The organism is Chryseobacterium sp. 6424 (genome assembly GCF_003692615.1).
Taxonomy (GTDB): domain Bacteria; phylum Bacteroidota; class Bacteroidia; order Flavobacteriales; family Weeksellaceae; genus Kaistella.
The window spans coordinates 2243563-2262716 of the sequence record NZ_CP023540.1 but is presented as its reverse complement, the minus strand read 5'-3'; the positions used below and the strand labels follow the sequence as shown (position 1 = coordinate 2262716).

General features: G+C 43.5%; 19 protein-coding genes and 1 other RNA gene. 8 read left to right on the top strand and 12 right to left on the bottom strand.

The annotated features are described in order from the left end of the window. Nucleotide 1: 1 nt before the first annotated feature. From pyk to CO230_RS10560, 8 genes are all read right to left on the bottom strand, one after another. A complete protein-coding gene (pyk, locus tag CO230_RS10595; protein ID WP_122028569.1) occupies nucleotides 2-1447 on the bottom strand; it encodes a pyruvate kinase in 1446 nt (481 codons plus the stop codon). Beyond that, nucleotides 1440-1913 carry an IPExxxVDY family protein gene (locus CO230_RS10590; RefSeq protein ID WP_122028568.1) on the bottom strand — a complete coding sequence of 158 codons (474 nt, stop codon included), beginning with the start codon at nucleotides 1911-1913 and terminating at the stop codon, nucleotides 1440-1442. The genes pyk and CO230_RS10590 overlap by 8 nt, the downstream gene beginning before the upstream one ends. Continuing rightward, on the bottom strand, nucleotides 1888-2649 hold the full coding sequence (gene rnc, locus CO230_RS10585; RefSeq protein ID WP_122028567.1) for a ribonuclease III: 762 nt from the start codon (nucleotides 2647-2649) through the stop codon (nucleotides 1888-1890). Before rnc ends, CO230_RS10590 begins: the two co-directional genes overlap by 26 nt. A gap of 10 nt (nucleotides 2650-2659) precedes the next feature. Further along, the gene (gene fabF, locus CO230_RS10580; RefSeq protein WP_122028566.1) at nucleotides 2660-3904 is read right to left on the bottom strand and encodes a beta-ketoacyl-ACP synthase II; all 1245 of its coding nucleotides are present in this window, start codon (nucleotides 3902-3904) and stop codon (nucleotides 2660-2662) included. A 22-nt stretch (nucleotides 3905-3926) separates the two neighbouring features. Further along, entirely contained in the window at nucleotides 3927-4166 is a 240-nt protein-coding gene (locus CO230_RS10575; protein WP_015807007.1) for an acyl carrier protein, read from the bottom strand. 233 nt (nucleotides 4167-4399) lie between these two features. Beyond that, a complete protein-coding gene (gene hutG, locus CO230_RS10570; protein ID WP_122028565.1) occupies nucleotides 4400-5317 on the bottom strand; it encodes a formimidoylglutamase in 918 nt (305 codons plus the stop codon). Further along, nucleotides 5313-6260 carry a 1,2-phenylacetyl-CoA epoxidase subunit PaaA gene (gene paaA / locus CO230_RS10565; protein WP_122028564.1) on the bottom strand — a complete coding sequence of 316 codons (948 nt, stop codon included), beginning with the start codon at nucleotides 6258-6260 and terminating at the stop codon, nucleotides 5313-5315. Before paaA ends, hutG begins: the two co-directional genes overlap by 5 nt. A 90-nt stretch (nucleotides 6261-6350) precedes the next feature. Then, a complete protein-coding gene (locus tag CO230_RS10560) occupies nucleotides 6351-7439 on the bottom strand; it encodes an FAD-binding oxidoreductase (RefSeq protein ID WP_122028563.1) in 1089 nt (362 codons plus the stop codon). Nucleotides 7440-7675: 236 nt separating this feature from the next. Here CO230_RS10560 and clpB point away from each other — a divergent pair, with 236 nt between their 5' ends. Beyond that, nucleotides 7676-10267, top strand: a complete 2592-nt coding sequence (gene clpB / locus CO230_RS10555) for an ATP-dependent chaperone ClpB (RefSeq protein WP_122028562.1) — start codon at nucleotides 7676-7678, stop codon at nucleotides 10265-10267. 189 nt (nucleotides 10268-10456) lie between these two features. Here clpB and CO230_RS10550 read toward each other — a convergent pair whose 3' ends face one another. Beyond that, nucleotides 10457-11287, bottom strand: coding sequence for an endonuclease/exonuclease/phosphatase family protein (locus tag CO230_RS10550; RefSeq protein WP_122028561.1), 831 nt, complete (start codon nucleotides 11285-11287; stop codon nucleotides 10457-10459). 138 nt (nucleotides 11288-11425) lie between these two features. Between CO230_RS10550 and CO230_RS10545 the strand changes: the two genes are divergently transcribed. The 6 genes from CO230_RS10545 to sucC all read left to right on the top strand — a co-directional run bounded on the left by CO230_RS10545 (nucleotide 11426) and on the right by sucC (nucleotide 17242). Next, on the top strand, nucleotides 11426-13351 hold the full coding sequence (locus CO230_RS10545; protein ID WP_122028560.1) for an ABC-F family ATP-binding cassette domain-containing protein: 1926 nt from the start codon (nucleotides 11426-11428) through the stop codon (nucleotides 13349-13351). 152 nt (nucleotides 13352-13503) lie between these two features. Continuing rightward, nucleotides 13504-14832 (top strand): hydroxymethylglutaryl-CoA reductase, degradative, encoded by a 1329-nt coding sequence (locus tag CO230_RS10540; protein ID WP_122028559.1) that lies wholly within the window; start codon nucleotides 13504-13506, stop codon nucleotides 14830-14832. 2 nt (nucleotides 14833-14834) lie between these two features. Continuing rightward, nucleotides 14835-15011: a hypothetical protein gene (locus tag CO230_RS12235; RefSeq protein ID WP_162990027.1), complete on the top strand. Its 177-nt coding sequence runs from the start codon at nucleotides 14835-14837 to the stop codon at nucleotides 15009-15011. After that, entirely contained in the window at nucleotides 15008-15394 is a 387-nt protein-coding gene (locus CO230_RS10535) for a DUF423 domain-containing protein (RefSeq protein WP_122028558.1), read from the top strand. Before CO230_RS12235 ends, CO230_RS10535 begins: the two co-directional genes overlap by 4 nt. A gap of 105 nt (nucleotides 15395-15499) precedes the next feature. Next, on the top strand, nucleotides 15500-15757 hold the full coding sequence (locus tag CO230_RS10530) for a hypothetical protein (protein ID WP_122028557.1): 258 nt from the start codon (nucleotides 15500-15502) through the stop codon (nucleotides 15755-15757). Nucleotides 15758-16045: 288 nt separating this feature from the next. After that, nucleotides 16046-17242: an ADP-forming succinate--CoA ligase subunit beta gene (gene sucC / locus CO230_RS10525; protein ID WP_122028556.1), complete on the top strand. Its 1197-nt coding sequence runs from the start codon at nucleotides 16046-16048 to the stop codon at nucleotides 17240-17242. A gap of 62 nt (nucleotides 17243-17304) precedes the next feature. On the opposite strand, the gene CO230_RS10520 is transcribed toward sucC, so the two are convergent. Both CO230_RS10520 and CO230_RS12480 read right to left on the bottom strand, forming a co-directional pair. Beyond that, nucleotides 17305-17895: a mechanosensitive ion channel family protein gene (locus CO230_RS10520; protein WP_262601799.1), complete on the bottom strand. Its 591-nt coding sequence runs from the start codon at nucleotides 17893-17895 to the stop codon at nucleotides 17305-17307. A 97-nt stretch (nucleotides 17896-17992) separates the two neighbouring features. Then, nucleotides 17993-18169: a hypothetical protein gene (locus CO230_RS12480; protein ID WP_228438133.1), complete on the bottom strand. Its 177-nt coding sequence runs from the start codon at nucleotides 18167-18169 to the stop codon at nucleotides 17993-17995. Between the two features lie 91 nt (nucleotides 18170-18260). Between CO230_RS12480 and rnpB the strand changes: the two genes are divergently transcribed. Beyond that, nucleotides 18261-18590: RNase P RNA component class A (rnpB, locus tag CO230_RS10515), an RNA gene on the top strand. A 70-nt stretch (nucleotides 18591-18660) separates the two neighbouring features. On the opposite strand, the gene CO230_RS10510 is transcribed toward rnpB, so the two are convergent. Beyond that, complete coding sequence (locus CO230_RS10510; RefSeq protein ID WP_122028555.1) at nucleotides 18661-19089, bottom strand: DUF1573 domain-containing protein; 429 nt, start codon at nucleotides 19087-19089, stop codon at nucleotides 18661-18663. Nucleotides 19090-19154: the final 65 nt, after the last annotated feature.

Here is a 19154-nt window from a genome sequence, read left to right as displayed (position 1 = left end):
ATTATATGGTTGTAAGGCGTAGGGTATTTGTTTTGCCACCTTCGTAAGCCGGTGTTGCATTAATGTTGATGACGAAGTCGCCCTGTTCTACAAAGCCGTGTGTATGTGCCAGCATATTTACCTGAATAATCGTTTCATCGGTAGATTTCTGCATATCATAATGGAAAGCGCGTACGCCCCAAAGTAAATTCAGCATCGTAAGCACCCGCCTGTTTGAACTGAATACAATGATGTTCGAGTTCGGGCGGTGAGCGGAAATCTGGAAAGCCGTATAACCTGAATATGTCAGCGTAACAATAGCTTCCACATTGGCAGATTTGGCGATTCTTACCGCTGCAAGGCATATTCTATTGGTAATGAAGCGTTCGTCAACACAGTTGAATTCGCGTTCAATCGGGGAATTTTTGGTTTGATAAAAGTGCGTACGCTCGATTTTCTTTACGATTTTAGCCATGTTTTTCACCACGTCAACCGGATATTTTCCCACGGATGTTTCACCTGATAGCATCACTGCATCAGCACCATCCAGTACCGAGTTGGCTACGTCGTTAACCTCTGCACGGGTTGGTGTAAGGCTATTGATCATGGTTTCCATCATTTGGGTAGCGATAATGACAGGTTTGGAATGTTTTCTCGCGATAGCCACCAGATTTTTCTGTATCGCCGGTACTTCTTCCATCGGAACTTCTACACCCAGGTCACCACGTGCAACCATCAAGCCGTCGCATTCCATCAATATCTCTTCGATGTTGCGGACGCCTTCTGGCTTTTCGATTTTCGCGATGATCGGAGTTTTGTACTTGTTGGTCGGGTGATTCTTTATCAGTTTTTTGAGGTCAATGATATCTTGTGCGTGTCGCACGAAGGAAAGCGCGATCCAGTCAAGCTCAAGATCAAGCATGAAATTGGCATCCTCAATGTCCTTTTCAGTAAGTGCGGGCAGCGAAACGTTGGTATTTGGCAGGTTCACTCCTTTCTTAGAGCTTAATGGCCCTCCTTGGATGGTTCTTGCACGTACGGTATCTACATTGTTGGTCTCAATAACTTCAAGTACCAGCTTACCATCGTCAATTAGGATTCTTTCACCAACTTTTACATCCTGCGGAAACTGTTGATATGTCATGTACACTCTTTCAGAATCTCCCTCTATTTTTTCATTGGTGAAGGTAAGGATGTCGCCCGGGTTCAGATAAGAGCCTTCTTTTACAACGCCGATGCGGAGTTTCGGCCCCTGCAGGTCACCCAAGATTCCTACCGAATATCCATATTCCTGATTAAGCTGACGGATGGTCTCTACATTTTTCCTTACAAGTTCATAATCCGCATGAGAGAAATTTATTCTGAACACATCGGTACCGGCTTGAATAAGTTGCAGCATGGTTTCTTTGCTGGAAGAAGCCGGGCCCAGTGTAGCGATGATTTTGGTTTTTTTTAGATATTTATTCATAATATTGAATGGTTTGATAAAGCTCCTCGAAAGGGCTGAGTCGAAAATCCTGTATTTTAAACATCAGATTTTCAGGATGCAAAATTAAGGAAAAATCGCTAAATGGCTCAGATGTTTTGATGATATAATCCACATCAGGCGAATTACTCAACAGAAAGCGGCTCTCTTGCTCGCCAGTAAATAGTTCATCAGGCACGCGTTTCTGTTCATAACCGCAGGATTTGTTGGCAATCATGTGAATGCATATTTTCGAATCGCAGTGGAAGGTTTCGAACCGAGGGAAATGATGGTCGTAATAATGGCCGCGATATACAAAATCACTAATGCGGGCAAAATTAAAAGTATTGAGAGAATTGAGGTGAAAAAAAAGTTCGTGTGCCGGAATTTCTTTCACGAGGCGTACCAAGCCGAGGGTGATTTCTTCGTCTTCATCATCAATATCAAGCAGGATCTTTTGAGTTTTCAATGATGCTTTGTTTTTTGTTCAGCATATAGAAGGCGCGTTGTGCTGCTTTTTCTTCTGCTTTTTTCTTAGAGGTTTCGGTAGCGTTGGCCACCTTTTGATCATCCAGCCAAACAACACTGCGGAAAACCAAGTTTCTGCCCGGCTGTATTTCTTCATAGGTATCGTAGCGGATCTGTACTTTCTTTTTCTGGCTCCACTCCAACAGCAGGCTTTTATAACTTACAATCTTATTCTCCAGTTTATTGATTTCTGAAGGGGTAAGAAGCCGCTCAAGCACTACTTTTTTGCACGTTTCGTAATCTACATCCAGATAGAGTGCGCCGATTAATGCCTCAAACAAATTACCGGAGATGTTTTCGCTGAGGGTGCAAGAGGAATCATTCTGAATAAAATCGGTCAGTCTGAGTTCTTCCCCTAGTTTGTTCAGGTTTTTCCGGTTAACGATTTTCGATTTCATCTGGGTAAGATACCCTTCATTGGCTTGCGGATACGTAGAGAAAAGATGACAAGAAATGATGGCTCCCAATACCGAATCGCCAAGGAACTCTAGCCGTTCATAGTTGTGAGTGGGAGTTTTAGAGGCTGTCTTCAAAGAAAATGCCTCGCGGTAAAGATTGATGTTCTGCACATTACAACCCGTAATTTTACTGATTTCAATGCTTAAAAGGTAATCTTTTTCCGAAAGGTTATTTTTTCTGGCAGTCAGGAATTTAGGAAAATATTTCTTTAACTCCATCGGGAATTGCTTAGATTTTTGCGAAAAGTACGCATGCATTATGTCCGCCAAAGCCAAAAGTGTTACTCATGGCCACATTTACCGTTTTCTGTACCGCATTATGGAAAGTGAAATTCAGGCGGCTGTCGATCTTTTCATCGTCAGTAAAATGGTTGATGGTTGGTGGTACCACATCGTGCATGATGGTGTGTACGGCAGCAATGGCCTCTATCACGCCGGCAGCACCCAACAGGTGACCGGTCATGGATTTGGTGGAATTGATTTGGATATCGTAGGCATGCTCGCCTAAAAGTCTTGAGATGGCATTGGATTCTGCAATATCACCAAGTGGGGTAGATGTACCGTGCATGTTGATGTGATCTACCTCATCTGCGGTAACGCCAGCGTCCTCAAGGCAATTCTTCATTACCAGATAAGCGCCAAGCCCTTCCGGATGTGGTGCTGTCATGTGATGAGCATCCGCGCTCATTCCGCCACCTTTAAGTTCCGCATAAATGGTTGCGCCACGTTTTTTAGCGTGTTCATATTCTTCCAGGATGATACATCCGGCGCCTTCACCTAGCACGAAACCATCACGGTCTTTATCAAAAGGACGGGAAGCTGTTGTAGGATCATCGTTTCGGGTAGATAGTGCCATCATGGCGTTAAATCCACCTACGCCGCTTGCGGTAACAGCAGCTTCGGACCCACCACAAACAATAACATCAGCTTTGCCGAGTTGGATGAGCATCTTACTGTCAATCAGTGCATTAGCGGATGATGCGCATGCCGAAACGGTGGTGTAATTAGGTCCGTGGAATCCGTATTCAATAGAGATCTGACCGCCAGTGATGTCGGCAATCATTTTAGGGATAAAAAACGGGTTGAAACGTGGGATTTCTGTATTGGCCCAGCCTAGGACTTCGTTTTCGAAAGTTTCAAGCCCCCCGATACCGGATCCCCAGATAACGCCTACCCGATTTTTATCGATATCATTCGACATGATGCCTGAATGTTCCACGGCCTCGCGTGCTGCCACAATGCCCAGTTGGGTATTGCGGTCCATTTTCTTGGCTTCCTTCTTATCGAAATGGTCGAGTGGGTTGAAGTCTTTTACCTCGCAGGCGAATTTGGTTTTAAAATTAGAGGCATCAAAAAGAGTAATTGGAGCGGCACCGCTCACACCTTTTACAAGGTTTTCCCAGTAATCTTTGGCATTATTTCCAATTGGCGTAACAGCTCCGAAACCGGTAACAACTACTCTTTTTAATTCCATAAATTTTAATTTGTATGTGCTATTATTTGTTTACTACTTCTTCAATATAAGTAATGGCGTGTCCTACTGTAGTAATTTTCTCAGCTTGGTCATCTGGGATCTGGATGTTGAATTCTTTCTCGAATTCCATAATTAATTCTACAGTATCTAAAGAATCTGCTCCTAAATCGTTGGTGAAGCTAGCTTCTGGAGTTACTTCTGTTTCCTCAACGTCTAGTTTATCAGCAATAATAGCTTTTACTCTTGATGCAATGTCTGACATAGTAATTTATTTTTAATTAGTTGTTAATAGGTGCAAATATATAAAATTCTTTATCAATAGAAATATTTTAAAATTATTAAAACTTTAATAAACTTCGCCCTCTGCCCGAATTGCCTGAGCCTGAAGCCTCTTGGGGATAACTTTTTTTCGGCATCAAGAAATGTTCCTTTAAGTGGCTTTAACTGTAATTTTAGCAGAATTTTATCATCCTTATGCTACAACAAAAAATGTTTTTACACCATAAACCATTCGTTTACCAAGCTAGCGGCCAGTCTTGCAGTACGCTCTTGGATGTCCAAGGACGGATTTACCTCTGCAACATCCAGCGCTATAAGTTTTTGGGATTTTAAAATATGTCGGTAAAGATGCATGAATGCGGCGTCTGCTAAAATACCGTTATAGGAAGGAGCGGAAACGCCCGGCGCAATGGCTGCGTTAAATACATCCATACAGATCGTAAGGTAGAGTACGTCAGCAGAGGCGATGGTTTCATCAATTTTTTGATAGACAGAGGGTAAGTTTTCGAAAAAAATCTCGTCGGCAAGAATGTACTTCATGCCAAATTCATGAGCGGTATCGAAAAGTTTCAGCGTGTTTGAGTTTCTTTGTATCCCTATATGTAACGAATTGATATTGCCTTGCTGGGCGATTTGCCAGAAACCGGTTCCGGAGGTTGACCCCACGTGCGGATCGATTTCCCGGTTGTCGAAATGGGCATCTATATTAATGATGGCAATGTTTTGGCCAGGGCAAGCATTTCTAATCCCTGAATAATGTGCGAAAGTCACCTCATGGCCGCCACCAAGCACCAGGGACTTTCCTTTCTGTTGTATTACCTTGGTTACTTTGTCTGCAAAATCGCGTTGGGTTGGCTCTAATCCCTTCTTGTCACTAATGTCCCCGAAATCTCTCAGAACAAAATCCGGGCTTACCACTGGGAAATTTGAAAGATTTCTGCGGAGTACGTCGGGTGCGTGTTTCGCGCCAACACGGCCTTTGTTGCGCTGTACCCCTTCATCCACCGCAAAACCATGTAAGACGAAATCTTTCGGTAAGATAGCCTCGTAATCGGTTTCCAAAGAAACCCTCTGGAATAATCTGTGATACAGCGGATCATCGCCATCATGACGGCCTTGCCAAATCATATTAATTCGTGGCGGTTTCGGTTAGGTTTGCTTTTTTCGCGTAGGCTATCGCGGCTTCTTTTACCCAGGCATGTTCGCGTTGGGCCTTTCGTTTGGTTTCGAGGCGCTTTTTATTGCAAGGCCCGTTTCCTTTCAATACTTCAGCAAATTCATCCCAAGGCAGTTCGCCAAATTCATAGTGTTGCGTTTCTTCATTCCATCTGAGTTTATCGTCTGGGATTGTAAGGCCAAGAAACTCTGCCTGTGGCACAGTCACATCAATGAATCTTTGTCTTAAAGCATCATTGCTTTCGCGTTTTACGCGGTAATTCATTGATTTTTGCGAGTTTGGTGAGGCGTCATCATTTGGACCAAACATCATTAAGGCTGGCCACCAGAAACGGTTCAGTGCTTCCTGGGCAAGTTCTTTCTGTTCTTTTGTTCCGCGACAAAGCGTCATAAGGATTTCGTAGCCCTGTCGCTGGTGGAAGGATTCTTCTTTGCAAATTCTTACCATTGCGCGTGAATATGGTCCGTAGGAATTTCCCATCAGCATTACCTGATTCATGATGGCAGCACCGTCCACAAGCCAGCCAATGGCGCCAATGTCGGCCCATGAGAGCGCTGGATAGTTAAAGATACTGGAGTATTTGGCTTTCCCGGAGAGCATATCATTATAAGTGGAATCTCGGTCGGCGGCAATTTCACCATTATTTAAGGTTTCGGTGGCGGCGTAAAGATAAAGTCCGTGGCCGGCTTCATCCTGAATTTTTGCCATCAGCGCCATTTTGCGGCGCAGCGAGGGCGCACGGGTAATCCAGTTGGCTTCGGGAAGCATGCCTACCACTTCAGAATGGGCGTGCTGCGAGATTTGTCTTACCAGGAGTTTGCGGTAATCTTCTGGCATTACATCTTTTGGTTCGACTTTATGGTCAGCCTGTACGTATTCTATAAATTTTTCGTGATTCATTTCTTGTGATTTTAAATAAAACGTTGCCGGATGCTATAAATTTTGCCAGAAAACTTTTTCTTAAAAAATAGTTAGGGCTTCCCTTATGTATTAAACATCATAATTCAGCATTACTACATTAGTAGTGGGATGACATTGGCAGGTGAGTACAAAACCACGCGCCACTTCTTCTTCGGTAAGCGCGAAATTTTTTTCCATAAATACTTCGCCCTCCATTACCTGGGCTTTGCAGGTGCAGCAAACCCCGCCTTTGCAGGCAAACGGCACCGGTAGCTTGTCGTGCAATGCCTGATCCAGAATGCTTTTCTTTTTGGAGTTGAGGTGAAAGGAATACTCATCGTCATCAATAATCAGCGTTACCATGCTTTCAATGTTAGGGATCGCCTTGAATTCGTCGCTCATTTCGGCGTTTTCATCATCATCGGGTGCCGCGTAGTATTCGTACATAATCTGTAACGAAGGTACTTTGCAGGTGTTTTTAAAATAGCCTGAAACATCTTTTATCATTTCCGAAGGACCACAAATGAAATACGTGGCCTGTTGCACCGGTATTTCGGTATATCTGCTAAGAAGTTGATGAAGTTTATCCGCACAGATGCGGCCTTCAAAAAGTACGTCATCAGTATGTTTTTCTCGTGAAAGGAGGTAAATAATATGCAGTCTGCCCGCGAATTTCTCAGCCAGCGCGTCAATTTCTTTACGGAAGATAATGTCGTGCACTGTTTTGTTGCTGAAGAACAGGTAGGCAATGCTTTTTGGTTCTTGCAGAAGAGCTTCTTTCAGGTTTGAAAGTACAGGTGAAATGCCGCTGCCGGCCGCCAGCCCTACATATGTCTTCTCATTGGAGGGATGGTGGTGGGTGTAAAAGTGGCCCATGGGTGCCTGTACTTCTACCGAATCTCCTTCTTTAAGCACTTCGTTAAAAAAGGTAGATACTTTGCCCTCTGGCAAGTGTTTTACCAAGATTTCCAGTTGGGTATTTCCTTCGCTTGGCGCATTGACGATCGAATAAGACCGGCGCAGGTCTTCGCCGTTCAGCATTAGTCTTACGTTCAGGTATTGGCCTTGTTTAAAGGTAAACGCATGGCGCAAATCAGCTGGGATCTCAAAAGCGATATGTACGGAATCATTAGTTTCCTTCTTAACTTTTACTGTTTTTAACAAATGAAAATGATGCATAATATAATAAAGACTCCTTAAAAAAGTGTATTCAACAAATATAAATTAAATTTAAGAAAGACAAACAGGCGCTTCATCTGTAAATAATTCTTTTAGAAATCGGAAAAAATGACTTATAAATCAGTGTTTTAGCTGTATTGTCAGAAATTTTGTCTTAAAAATATCAATTCTACTGCTAAAGAATAATTTTTGTGTAACACACGGAAAATAAACACTATCACACTAAAAAATATAATATGAATCTTAACCAATATACTGTAAAATCTCAGGAAGCCATCCAGAAAGCGCAACAAATCGCTATGGAGTTTGGCCATCAAATCATCGAGCCGCAGCATTTGCTTGAAGGAGTTTTTCAGATAGATGAAAACATTTCAGACTTCCTGCTCAAAAAGTCTGAGGCCGAAATGAGTCTCGTGCGCGAGCGTAACCGCACGAATATCGAAAAACTGCCTAAAGTGGAAGGCGGAAACATCTATCTGTCCCAAGCCTCCAATAAAGTGTTGTTAGATGCGCCCAATATCGCCAAAAAAATGGGTGATGAATACGTCACCATCGAGCATCTTTGGCTGTCGCTTTTCGATTCCGGCGCGGAAGTTTCGAAGATGCTGAAAGACATGGGTGTGACCAAGAAAGGCCTTGAAACTGCGATTCAGGAACTTCGAAAAGGATCGAAAGCGACTTCTGCAAGTTCTGAAGAAACCTATCAAAGCCTCAATAAATACGCTAAGAATTTCAATGAACTCGCTGCCGAAGGAAAACTAGATCCTGTCATTGGACGTGATGAAGAGATCCGCCGTGTACTGCAGATCCTTTCCCGAAGAACCAAAAACAACCCGATCCTTATCGGTGAACCCGGCGTGGGAAAAACTGCGATCGCAGAAGGAATCGCACACAGGATCGTGTCGGGTGATATTCCGGAAAACCTGATGGACAAAACGCTTTACTCGCTGGATATGGGCGCGCTGATAGCAGGTGCAAAATATAAAGGCGAATTTGAAGAGCGCCTGAAATCTGTCATTAATGAAGTCATTAAATCTGATGGCCAAATCATTCTTTTCATCGACGAAATCCATACCCTGGTAGGTGCCGGTGGTGGCGAAGGTGCGATGGATGCGGCCAATATCCTGAAGCCTGCGCTCGCAAGAGGCGAACTTCGTGCGGTAGGAGCGACTACGCTTAATGAATATCAGAAGTATTTCGAGAAAGATAAAGCACTGGAAAGACGATTCCAGAAGGTGATGGTGGAAGAACCCGATACGGAGTCAGCGATTTCCATTTTGAGGGGAATTAAAGATAAGTATGAAGCGCATCATAAAGTCAGAATTAAAGATGAAGCGATTATCGCTGCCGTAGAACAGTCACAAAGATATATTTCCGACCGTTTTCTGCCCGATAAAGCCATTGACCTGATAGATGAAGCTTCCGCAAAACTAAGGATGGAAATCAACTCCAAGCCAGAAGAACTCGATGTGCTCGACCGAAAACTTATGCAACTCGAAATTGAGCTGGCTGCCATTTCCCGTGAAGGTAATGATATGAAGATCAATCATCTGAAGGAAGATATTTCGAAGATTTCGGAAGAACGCAACGAAATCAATGCGAAATGGCTGAAAGAAAAACAAAAATCCGAAGATCTTACAACCATCAAGAAAGACATAGAAGCACTGAAACTGGAGGCCGAACGCGCGTCACGAGCCGGTGATTATGCCAAAGTCGCAGAGATACAGTACGGTAAAATCAAAGAAAAAGAAAATGATTTGCAGAAACTGGAACTCGAAATGCAGAATAACCAAAACGAACTGATCACCGAAGAAGTCACCGCTGAAAACATCTCTGAAGTCATCGCCAAATGGACCGGAATCCCTGTGACGAAGCTGCTTCAGAGTGAACGGGAGAAGCTTTTGCATCTTGAAGATGAACTCCACAAAAGAGTGGTCGGGCAAAATGAAGCCATCGAATCCATTGCCGATGCCATCCGTCGAAACCGCGCCGGTCTTAATGATGAGAAAAAACCCATCGGCTCTTTCCTTTTCCTCGGGACGACAGGTGTGGGGAAAACCGAACTCGCAAAAGCCCTCGCAGAGTATCTTTTCGATGATGAAAACAATATGACGCGGATCGATATGAGTGAGTATCAGGAAAGACATTCGGTGTCGCGTTTGGTGGGTGCGCCTCCGGGATATGTGGGCTACGATGAAGGCGGGCAACTTACCGAAGCGGTGCGAAGAAGGCCATATTCAGTCGTGTTGCTGGATGAGGTTGAGAAAGCGCATCCTGATGTATTTAATACGTTGCTCCAGGTTTTGGATGATGGCAGACTTACCGATAACAAGGGGCGTGTGGTGAATTTTAAAAATTCCATTATCATCATGACCTCCAACCTTGGGTCTCCTATAATTCAGGAAAATTTCGAGAATATGACCGATGATAACGTACACGAGGTGGTGGAACGTACCAAAGAAGAGGTTTTTGCCTTGCTTAAACAAACTTTAAGGCCAGAGTTCCTGAACCGCATTGATGAACTGGTGCTCTTCCAACCGCTTAGCCGCAAAGAAATCGGGAAAATCGTGCAGTATCAACTCCGTGGCTTCAATAAGATGCTCGAAAAACGTGGTATTATTCTTACAGCGACAGAAGATGCCATCAATTATCTGATGAACAAAGGCTATAACCCAAGCTTCGGTGCGAGACCGCTGAAGCGTGTATTGCAGCAGGAAGTGCTTAATAAACTTTCTAAGGAAATCCTGGCTGGTCATGTGAACGATGGTGACCGTATCACACTCGATTATTTTGAGGAAAGCGGACTTATTTTTCGTCCAGTGGCGTAATTTATATCGCTGATAAACAGTGCTGATGCCTAATTACAGCCCATTAACCCGAAAATTAATTTGGAAATATGGCTTTTAATGTATTTCTTTGTGTTGTTCTAAGGCCTTCATCAGCTAAGGAATAAATTTTTTTTCATCATTTGTGTTTATCCACCGGCTTCATCACCGGTGGATTTTTTTATGCTTTTTTTATTCAAATTTAAGTGTTGCGAACACCGGGAAATGGTCGGATGGGTACAGCAGGTTCTCGCGTCTGTCATTGATGATGCGGTGGCTTTTGCAGCCGAAACCTTTAGTGAAAATATAATCAATACGTTCCTTTGCAGGCTTTTGCGTGTTGAAAGCAGTGAAGGTTCCGCTCGGGCCATAAGGTGGTTTCGCACAGTGTCGGTAAGTATCTTTCAGGTTTTCAGACAGCAGTTTTATCGGTGGCGTATCGTCCGTCAGGTTGAAATCGCCGGTTAAGATTACCGGGTGGTTTTTCGTATTTAGAGCTTGTATTTTTTGCAGCACCAACCGGGCGGATTCTTCGCGCGCCACATTCCCTACATGATCAAGATGAAGATTAAAGGCCCAGAATTTTTTTCCACTTTTTTTATCCTTCAATAAAACGTAAGAACATACCCTGTTATAAGCCGCATCCCAACCTTTTGAGGGTTTGTCCGGGGTTTCGCTGAGCCAGAAGGTGCCAGACGCCATCATACGGAACTTCCTGTGGTTATAGAATATCGCGGAATATTCACCGGCATCGGCACCGTCATCGCGGCCTACACCGATAGCAGAATGGTTTTTGAGACCGTCCCGAAGATGCCGCATTTGCACGGGCAACGCTTCCTGCACACCCAGCACATCAGGCTCATAATAATTCAGTAATTCAAGAACATCAGGTCGGCGGTGTGCCCAGGCGTTTTCTCCGTCAGAGTCCAGTGCAAGCCGGATGTTGAATGACATTACAGATAATTCCTGCGCCGCAAGTGGCAAAAACATAAGGGCAGCAAGCAGGGAAATCAGTTTTTTCATTTCGATAAATTTTATTATCAAAGATACTGCTTTTGCTTATTCAGTTATATTTAGCAAGGATTTGGGTTGCGCCGGCAATTCAATTTGTTTGTGTACTTTTGCACCTCGAAAATTATTCGCTTATAATCGTTTATCAATATGTTATCAGTTCAGGGTTTAGGCCTCCATCATTCGGGGAATTATCTTTTTCAAAATGTAAATTTTACCATCAAAAAAGATGATAAAATCGGGCTCGTAGGTAAAAATGGCGCAGGAAAATCTACTTTGCTGAAGATGCTCACCGGCGAAATCAATTTTTACGAAGGAAACATCGTTCCTGAAGGAAACATCACGATCGGCTTTCTAAAGCAGGACCTTGATTTCGTGAAAGGCCGCACCGTCTGGAATGAGACTTTGCAGGCCTTTGAGCAGATCAACGCGATGAAAAACGAGTTGGATGAGGTGAACCACCAACTTGTAACCCGAACCGATTATGAAAGCGACGCGTATGAGAATCTGATTCACAAAATGACGGAACTCAATGATCTTTTAATGCATCACGATGCCTACAATCTGGAAGGTGATGTGGAAAAAGTTTTGCTTGGTCTTGGTTTCAAGGCCGATGATTTTCACAAGATCACCGACGAATTTTCGGGCGGCTGGCGAATGCGGATTGAACTGGCCAAGCTTCTTCTTCAGAAAAACGATTTGATGCTATTGGATGAACCCACGAACCACCTTGATATGGAATCGATCATTTGGCTTGAAGCATTTTTAAAAGACTATCCCGGCGCAATTGTGCTGGTAAGCCACGACAAACAGTTCATGACCTCGGTCTGTAACCGGACTTTCGACATCAATAATAAAAAAGTTGACGATTATAAAGCCAACTACACAAAATATCTGGAACTGAGCAAGGAGCGCAAGGAGAAGCTCACGCAGGCGAAGAAAAACCAGGATGCTGAAATCAAGCAGATGGAGGACAACATCAACCGTTTCCGCGCCAGCGCTACGAAAGCTTCGTTCGCGCAGTCTTTGATTAAAAAACTCGAAAAGATCGACCGGATCGAGATTGATAATGAGGATGTTTCGAAATTCAATATCCGTTTTGTGCAGTCTGTAGTTCCGGGAAAAGTGATATTTGAAGCTAAAAATTTAGGAAAAGCTTACGGTAACAAACAGGTTTTCGATAAGGTAGATTTCTTTGTGGAGCGTGGCGACAGAATCGCTTTGCTTGGCCAGAACGGACAGGGTAAAACGACTTTGGCTAAAATTCTGGCAGGCGAAATTAAAGATTATTCCGGCGAATGGAATCTTGGTCACAACGTGAACATCGGTTATTTCGCGCAAAACCAGGAGGAAGTTCTTACACCAAACAAAACCGTTTTGGAAGAAGCCGAAGACGCGGCGACCGAAGAAACCCGTCCACGCGTCCGCGACCTTTTAGGAAGCTTCTTGTTCCAGGGTGAGGACGTGCAGAAAAAGACAAAGGTGCTTTCCGGGGGCGAGCGTAACCGTCTGGCTTTGTGTAAATTACTGCTTCGTCCGTTCAATACATTGATTATGGATGAGCCGACCAACCACCTTGATATTCAGTCAAAAGAGATCATCAAACTGGCGTTGCAGAAGTTCGAAGGGACGCTGATCGTGATTTCTCACGACCGTGAATTTTTGCAAGGATTAAGTGATAAAATCTTCGAATTCCGTGACGGTAGGATGAAGGAATTTTTAGGTGATATTAACGAGTATCTCGAGTTCCGCCAGAAAGAAAGCATCCGCGAAGTTTCAGCGGAGAAATCGAAACTGCAGGAAATGCGCAACGAGCCGGTTCAGGAAAAACTGGTTGAAAAACCGATCGAAAATAAGCCGGCGATCATTACTAAAGATCAGAAAGTAATTCAGAATAAAATAAAAAAAGTAGAGGAGAAAATCTCTGAACTTGAGCTGAAAATCGAGGAAATGGAAGCTAAATTCACCACCGAAAATCCATCCGCCGAAACGCTGGAAATTTACAATTCTAAAAAAGAAGAGCTCGATCTAGCGCTCCAGGAGTGGGAATTTTTAGGAACGCAGTTGGAAGGGTAACGAAATTGAATGTTTAAAGAACTAACCGTGTCAAGGTGTTAAACCATGACACGGTTTTCATTTTGAGCACTTGGGTTTGCTAACTTCAAAAGGGCCAAGGTTTCATGATTTACGGCCAAATTCCCTATATTTGATGCTTAATCAATTTTGTTATGACTCATCAGCCAGTAGAAGGTTTCTCTAAACTTTCAAAACAGGGAAAAATCGATTGGATTGTTAATGAATATCTTGAGGGAGATGCCAGCTACGAAAAAATATTGAAACAATACTGGAACTCAGATCCCGCGCTGCAGAAACTGCACGAAGAGTTTTCTGAAAATACCATTTCTAATTTTTATATGCCCTACGGCATTGCGCCAAATTTTCTTATCGACGGGAAAATTTTGGCTTTGCCAATGGCGGTTGAGGAGTCCTCGGTAGTCGCGGCAGCCTCGAAATCGGCAAAATTCTGGCTTGATAAAGGTGGCTTCAAAACCACCATCATCAATACTAAAAAATTAGGTCACACACATTTTATCCTGAATGTGGAGCCGCACAAGTTGCAGCACTTTTTTAATTTTAAATTAAAGAAGAGGCTCTTCGAAGCTACCGAAGATATTACCAGAAACATGCGCAACCGAGGCGGTGGAATTTTGAATATCCGATTGATTGACAACACGGCTGATATGGAGAATTATTTCCAGCTCAAAGCCAGTTTTGATACCGTGGATTCTATGGGTGCCAACTTCATCAACTCTTGTCTAGAGCAGTTTGGCAAGACTTTGAAGGAAGAAATTGCAAGGGAAAAAGATTTCACGCAGGAAGAAAAAGATTCGCTTCAGATTGTGATGAACATTCTGTCTAATTTCACGCCCGACTGTATCGTACGGGCAGAAGTTTCGTGTAAAATCGAAGATTTAAAAGACGACAGCGGTATTTCAAACGAGGAATTCGCTACCAAATTCAAGCGTGCGGTAACGATCGCTGAGATTGAGCCGTACCGTGCAACCACGCACAATAAAGGCATCATGAACGGTGTTGACGCGGTGGTGATCGCTACCGGCAATGACTTCCGCGCCACTGAAGCCTGTGCGCATGCCTACGCCGCAAAAGACGGCAAATATTCGAGTCTAACACATTGCACCATTGATAACGGGATCTTTCGTTTCTGGATCGATTTACCGATTTCCGTAGGTGTTGTCGGTGGTTTGACGAATCTTCACCCGCTGGTGAAATTTTCGCTCGCGCTTTTAGGGAAACCTTCCGCGCAGGAACTGATGAGCATCTTAGCGGTTTCCGGTCTGGCCCAAAACTTTGCAGCCTTGCGCTCATTAGTGACCACCGGAATCCAGAAAGGGCACATGAAAATGCACCTGCTGAATATTCTGAATCAGTTGGGCGCCACCGAGGAGGAGAAAAATTACTTCGTGGATTACTTTAAGAATAAAACAGTCACACACCACGAGGTCATTACCGAATTTAATCAATTAAGAAACAAATAAACATGTTTCAGCTTTTTTTAGGACTTTTGTTGCTGGTCTTTGGGATTTTCCTGAAGGTTACCAACGATCCCGGGTTTGCGAAATCCAGAAGGTTCGCCTGGATGTTTATCGCCATCGGCGCGCTATCGCTGCTCGGGAAATTAATTATTATGTATCAAACCGGAGAATTATTACTATGAAGACATTTACGTTAGTTATTGGTGCCGTTTACGGGTTGCTGTCTGTAATCTTAGGCGCGTTTGGTGCGCACGCGTTGAAAAAAATTATTTCTGCAGAGAAACTCATCAGTTTCGAGACAGGTGTGAGGTATCAAATGTACGCCGCCCTTTTCCTGCTGATTGTAGGTTATATCTTAAAGTTTGAAACCTCTTCAGAAAAGTGGATTTCTATTCTGATGATTGCTGGAACCTTCATTTTCTCCTTCAGCATTTATTTACTGAGCATGAGTGATGCCTGGAACATGAATTTTAAATTTCTGGGACCCATCACACCTATCGGTGGATTGATGATGATTATTTCTTGGGCAATGTTGGTTTTCTATTTCCTGAAAAACAAGATTTAAGATATTAGAAGTTAGATGTTAGATAATCCAAGATGAATTTTTAACATCTAAAATCTAACTTCTAACTTCTAACATCTCATTTCTAACCTCTAACTTCTAACTAAAATGTTCTTCATCTTTGGCTATAATAAAAAGCCGATAGGCAAGGAAACCCGAAGCGTCCGTAAAAACGGCTTTGAGGTGAAGGCGGTTATCACTGTTTATAAAATGTACATCGAACTGTTCTTCATCCCGCTCATCCCACTCGGGAAAAGATACAGCATCTATATTCCGCATAGTGATGAGTATTATGAGCAGGGTTTCCGTACCCAAATCCCGGCTGAATATATGCAGGTCTGCAAAGAGGTGGGACGTTTGTATTAAATGCCAAGTACTTAATGATTGGCTAATGCCGCGCCCCGGATTGAACGGCATGTCTGAGCTCTTTTTGCAGGCTATGGCGAAGCGCGGGCGCAAAAAAGCGAGTAGTGAAAGCCGGAGTTGGCGCCCAAATGTCTATCCATCAAAATATCTATCATACGAGGCGTTTCACACCTCTGCCCGAAGGAAGTTTTGCCAGCTAAAAAACTTAACTGTATAAGGCGCTGTACTTAGTCCTTTTTTCTTAAATTTGTCAATCTTTAAAAAAAATAATAAATCTAATCCAATATTATGAATCTTCACGAGTATCAGTCCAAAGAGATTTTAGCAAAATACGGCGTTAACATCCAACGTGGTTTTGTGGCAAACAATGTAGATGAGGCCGTAGAGGCAGCCCATAAACTGAAGGAATTAACCGGTGGTGCAGAAGGCTGGGTAGTAAAAGCCCAGGTACATGCAGGTGGCCGCGGAAAAGGCGGCGGGGTGAAATTTTCACCAAACATCGACAAGTTGAAAGAAAATGCACAGAACATTATCGGGATGCAACTCGTGACGCCACAAACCTCTGCGGAAGGTAAGAAAGTACACAGCGTACTGGTAGCAGAAGATGTGTACTATCCTGGTGAGACAGAAACGAAGGAGTTTTATGTTTCTATCCTTTTAGACAGAGCTTTAGGCAAGAATACCGTGGTATATTCTACCGAAGGTGGTATGGATATTGAGCATGTAGCTGAGGTAACCCCACACCTGATTCATAAAGAAATCATTGATCCGACGGTAGGCCTGCAAGGCTTCCAGGCAAGGAAAATTGCATTCAACCTAGGGCTTTCTGGTAATGCTTTTAAAGAATTCACCAAATTCATAAGCAATCTTTATAATGCGTATGTAGGTATTGATGCATCATTATTTGAAATCAATCCGGTACTGAAAACCTCTGATGACAAAATCATCGCTGTAGATGCCAAAGTTACCTTGGATGGTAACGCGCTTTTCCGTCACAAAGATTTGGCAGCGCTAAGAGATACCCGCGAAGAAGATCCGACCGACGTAGAAGCTGGGGATGCTGGTCTGAACTTCGTAAAACTGGATGGTGACGTGGCCTGTATGGTAAACGGCGCCGGTCTTGCGATGGCAACTATGGATATCATCAAACTTTCTGGTGGTAACCCGGCCAACTTCCTTGATGTAGGTGGTACTGCCGATGCAGAGCGCGTTCAGAAAGCTTTCGGTATCATCCTGAAAGATCCGAACGTAAAAGCCATCCTCATCAATATCTTTGGTGGTATCGTACGTTGCGACCGTGTAGCACAGGGCGTGGTTGATGCTTATAAAGCGATGGGAAGCCTTCCGGTTCCGCTCATCGTGCGACTTCAGGGTACCAACGCTGTAGAGGCAAAACAACTTATTGATAACTCAGGGCTGCCGGTACACTCCGCGATTACGCTGGAGGAAGCGGCTAACAAAGTAAAAGAGGTATTGGCGCAATAAGAATCCAAGAGCATTCATTTTATAGATACAAATCTGTCCTGCTGTTTGTAGGACAGATTTTTTTATTCTCCTTCGGTAGTGGGATTGATTACCGGGGTAGTGGCGAGTTCAATGCCGCTTTCATCCAGTTTTTTCTTAATCTTTATCAAAGCCTCACTGCGGATATGGGTGATTTTTTCACCGGCTTTCATCTGGAAGCGTGCCTCGAGATAGAAAACGCCCAAACTTTGCTTTAGTACAATAACTTCTGCAGACGCTTTATCTTCCACAAAATCGAAGGTTCGTATTTCCTCCATAATGACTGTTTTGGCTTTCTCCAGGTCCTCGGTATTGGGAATTTCAAGTGCGATGAAAATCTTTCGCTGCGCGGAAGCGGAATAATTGATAAATGGTGCGCTGAAAATAAGCTGATTTGGGATGTACACCTTTTTGCCCTCATCGGTAATCAGTTTAGTTGTAAGAAAGCCAATATCCTCTACAGTGCCAGAGGCGCCTTTAATGGATACATAATCTCCTACTGAAAAAGCCTTGTCGATCCCAATCAGCATCCCTGAAAATATAGACGGAACCAAATCCTTCAATGCCACCCCGGCGATTACACCCGCTACCCCAAGGCTGCCCAAGAACTTCATCACGAAACCGCCAAGCCCCATGATCTCGAACGCGATAAACGCGGCGGCCAGTATAATTAAAAACCGGAAGAGGCCGATGAGGTTGGCAAATGTTTTCTGCTCTTTATTCGGAAAAAGCTTATGAAAAAAGCCTTACGGCATTTTTGCTCAGAAAACGGCTCATTTTCAGAATCAAGACGAAAACCAGGATCCCTACCAAGATGTTTAGGGTATTTTCTGCAAATTCTGCGTACCATCTCATAAGTACGCGGTACACGATGTCGATGTATTTTACCTTAATTAAATCTAATTCCATATTTCAAAAATATAAATAATGTCTGGTTTTATTAGTGTCGAGAAGTATCATACTGAAAGCCATGCCGAAAAAATAGTATCTTTGCCGTCCACAAGAAAAACGGCCTGTTGATCTCAATTCATTTTTGAGGTAGGAAAGTCCGGACACCACAGAGCAGCAAAGCGGGTAACGCCCGTCGGTCGCAAGATCAGGACCAGTGCAACAGAAAGGATGTATATTAAGTTATAGTGAAATCAGGTAAACTCTTTGCGGTGCAATGTTAAGTATATCGGATTTTCCCGGTTCGCCGGGAATAGGGGTGGCTCGCCCCAAAAACCGAGGGGTAAACAGCTAAAGCTTTGCAGTAATGTAAAGCGCAGATAAATAACAGGCGCCCCGAAACTTCGGGGTACAGAATCCGGCTTATAGTTTTTCTTGTGGTTTATTTCAGGTACTTCCATAAAAAATCACCTTCGTAGATAAAGGTGATTTTTTTATAGGCGAAAAAACGTTTAGTTCGCTTTCTTTTGGTTGCTTACCGGTGTTGCAGCAACTTCCTGGGCCGGTGCAGCAGGCGGATTTTCTACTGTCCCTTTGATATTGATGATTGCGCGGCTGTTTTCAGCATCGTTGGAATATACCTCGATGATCTTAGTGAAAGGGCCCGCGATGGTGGTATTATAACCTACTTTCAGTGGCGCGGTCTTTCCTGGCATAATAGGATCTTGGCTCCATTCCGGTGTAGTGCAGCCGCAAGACGCCTGTACTCGGGAGATGAGTAAGGGTTTCTCGCCCGTATTTTTTACAGTGAAGATCCTGTGTCCTTCAGAGCCATATGCTACTGTTCCGTAATCTAACGTGGTTTTATCGAAAGAAATAGTTTGTGCTGTTGCGAATACAAAAGATGCAGTTAAAGATAATACTGCAAAAATCTTTTTCATATATACTTGTTTTAGTGATGGTTTGACAAATTATGAAAGACAAAGTTAAAAATTATTTCTACATC